We start from the raw sequence: 2,507 nt of genomic DNA, 5'->3' as shown, positions 1-2,507 counted from the left end.
CCAGCCCCAAGCCCTTGTCCAGCCAGCAGGCCAAAAATACGGCCACCAGGGCAACCACCAGTGTCTTGCGATTCTTTCGCAGCTTGGGCACGACGAGGAACAGTATCCCCAAGAAGGCGAGCACCGCCGCCGCCCACATGAACGGCACCAGCGACGACGAGCCCTCGAGGCCGACGAACAGGTACTCGAGCGCAGCCATGTGCCCCGGAATGTTGCTGTAGAAAGCCGTGTAAACCTCCAGCAGGAAGAAGAACACGTTCGCGATAATGGCGTAGCACACAATCTTTGCAAGCGCGTCGATGGCGCGATCCGCCACCTTGAACGTCGTGAGCTTGCGCATGATGAGGCAGATGATGATAAGCAGCGCCGGGCCGGCTGCGAAAGCCGACGCCAGGAAGCGCGCGGCCAAGATGGCCGTGAGCCAATAGGCCTTGCCCGGCATTCCCGCGAAGATGAACGCCGTCACCGTATGGATACTCACCGCAAGGGGAATGGCAACGAGAGCCAACACGTGGACCCATTTGGCGGGCTCGATGCCTTTACGCTCGGCGCCGATGGCCGCCCAACCGATGAGGATGTTGACGATCAGGTACGAGGAAAGCACCACCATATCCCAGAACAGGATGGAGTTCGGCGTGGGGAACAGGATCACGTTGAAGACGCGCGTGGGATACCCGAGGTCGACGATGACGAACAGCAGTGCCACCAGCACGGCCGCGACGGCCATGAACTCGCCGAGAATGACGACTTTCCCAAACACCTTGAAATTGTGCAGGTACAGCGGAATGGCCACCATTACGCCCGATGCCGCAACGCCTACGAAGAAAGCGAACTGAGCGATGTAGAGGCCCCAGCTGACATCCTGGCTCATGCCGGTCAGTTCCAAGCCGTTGACGAACTGGTTGACGTATGCGGCGATGCCGACGCAGATCACCAGCAAAAGCAAGGCCATCCAGGCCCAGTACAGCTTGGAGCCATGGAATATCCTCTCCAGCAAATCACTCACCGCCTTCAAAGAGGTAGTAGATGTTCGGACCGGTGCCTATCTCGACTCTGCGCCTGATAGAGAACGCGTTCGCCAGAGCGCGGCGCACGACGGAAGCCTCGTCGGTCAAGTCGCCGAACACGATGGCGCCCTTGGAAGCCTCGACGCACAGGGGAAGCTCCCCTTTGTCGATGCGCTCGGAGCAGAACATGCACTTTTCTACCACGCCCTTGCTGCGCGTGGGGTAGGTTGGATCCACTTTGCTCAAGTGCTTGCGAGGATCGCTGAAATTCAGGCTACGCGCGCCGTAAGGGCACGCCGATACGCAGAAGCGGCAGCCGATGCAGCGATGGTAATCCATGCTCACGATGCCATCCGAGCGCTTGAACGTGGCCTTCGTAGGACACACGCGCACGCAGGGAGGCTCCTCGCAGTGGTTGCACAGCACCGGATACTCAAGCTCTCTCACCTCATCGCTCATGTAGGCGTTATCAAGGTCCTCGAACGCCTGCTCGAAGCTTGCGGGGCGAATCCACTTGATCGCGGTCTTCGCGTCCCCGACATCGGGAACGTTGTGGGCCGTATGGCATACAGAGGCGATTTTGTCCATCACGCCGAGCTCGTTGAGCTTCGACACGTTCACGACCAAGCCCAGCTGCTTCTTGCCGCCGCTCGAACTTACCTCGGAGACGATCTGCGCGGCAGAGGTCTCCTGCGTCGCGCAACCGGTCAGCGACGTCAGGCCGAGAGTACATAGCGCCGCCCCCGCCTTGACGAAGTCTCGTCTTTCCATAACCGGAACCAGCCCCTTCTTCGCAATCGTCACGTCCGCCTACCTCCCCGCCTGCAGCTCGGCATCGGTCATGGCGTGGCAGTCCCCACAGTACGGCGCCACCCCCGCATAGTCATGGCAGCTGCTGCAGAACTCGTCGGGATTGGAATGGCAGGAGAAGCAGGTGCGCTCCAAACTCTTCTCATACGTCTGCCCGGATGAGCTCGTATACGTGCAGTCGCCCTCCCGCACCACGTCGTCGCGCCACTGTTCCAGCATCACCATGTGGTGACCCCGCATGTACTCGGCGTCCTCGATGCACCCCTTATCCGACAGGGCGTTGATCGTGGGCGTGTCGAGGCTCACGACGGCGCCCTCCGTCTTCGTGCCAGCGTTCGCCGCAAAGGGGATCAGCAAAATGATGCAGATCACAACCAGGAACAGCACGATCTTTCCTTTAGCGCCCATCGGTCGCCCCCTCCCCCGCAAACTCAGCCTTCGCGTCCGCAGCAGCTTCGGCCGCCTTTCGAGCGACCACGCTGGGCAGCTCTTCGAGCCGAAGATCCAACGTGCGCTCGGTCTCACCGTCCATGACCAACGCGTTGCCCACCAACTCATGCACGCCGGTCACGCGTGTGCCGGGAACCCAGTAGTCCATGAGGGGCGGCAAGGTAACGCGGTCGATGGCGCAGATGTTGGCAAGCGTGTTCACGCCGTAGCGATCCCGCACCGAGCGCACCGCCTCGGCAC

Annotated in this window: 3 protein-coding genes and 1 pseudogene; all 4 read right to left on the bottom strand. The window is 61.1% G+C overall.

What is annotated here, in order from left to right:
* Positions 1 to 1,006 (bottom strand): NrfD/PsrC family molybdoenzyme membrane anchor subunit (nrfD, locus tag RR842_RS10150; protein ID WP_332729665.1); only part of this gene is annotated, 1,006 nt, incomplete at its 3' end.
* Positions 999 to 1,811, bottom strand: coding sequence for a 4Fe-4S dicluster domain-containing protein (locus RR842_RS10145; protein ID WP_332518259.1), 813 nt, complete (start codon positions 1,809 to 1,811; stop codon positions 999 to 1,001). The genes RR842_RS10145 and nrfD, both read right to left, overlap by 8 nt.
* A gap of 6 nt (positions 1,812 to 1,817) precedes the next feature.
* Entirely contained in the window at positions 1,818 to 2,225 is a 408-nt protein-coding gene (gene dsrJ, locus RR842_RS10140) for a sulfate reduction electron transfer complex DsrMKJOP subunit DsrJ (RefSeq protein ID WP_332553579.1), read from the bottom strand.
* Positions 2,215 to 2,507: pseudogene (locus RR842_RS10135) on the bottom strand ((Fe-S)-binding protein); the annotation flags it as partial. The pseudogene RR842_RS10135 and the gene dsrJ, both read right to left, overlap by 11 nt.

The organism is Gordonibacter sp. (genome assembly GCF_036667095.1).
In the GTDB taxonomy this organism is placed as follows: domain Bacteria; phylum Actinomycetota; class Coriobacteriia; order Coriobacteriales; family Eggerthellaceae; genus Gordonibacter.
This window is presented reverse-complemented; position numbering and strand designations above follow the sequence as displayed.